Source organism: Bacillus sp. JJ722 (assembly GCF_036963345.1).
In the GTDB taxonomy this organism is placed as follows: domain Bacteria; phylum Bacillota; class Bacilli; order Bacillales; family DSM-1321; genus Bacillus_AD.
The window spans coordinates 1-258 of the sequence record NZ_JBALMO010000054.1; the positions used below are offsets into that span (position 1 = coordinate 1).

Annotated in this window: 1 pseudogene; it reads right to left on the reverse strand. The window is 38.0% G+C overall.

Annotation, left to right across the window (positions count from 1 at the left end):
• Positions 1-226 (reverse strand): annotated as a pseudogene (locus tag V7014_RS08345) (group II intron reverse transcriptase/maturase); the annotation flags it as partial.
• Positions 227-258: the final 32 nt, after the last annotated feature.

The following is a 258-nucleotide window of genomic DNA, read 5'->3' on the forward strand; positions in this document are numbered from 1 at the left end:
CCCTCTGCTTTAGTCTTTTGTTTGAAATTGCTCTATGAACAACTTTCGATAATCCTATATATCGGTAGCCTTTTCGACAGAAAGTTAATCCTTTCGCTTCTTCCTTCGGAATTCCTAGTTGAATGAGCGATTTGATTTGTTTCTTAGAAACCTTCCATTGCTTCCAGATGATTACCCTGATTCTTGAACGCAGCTTTTCATCTATTCGATTCGTCACTTTTTTCATGTTTGCGATTCTGAAGTAGTTTACCCATCCGA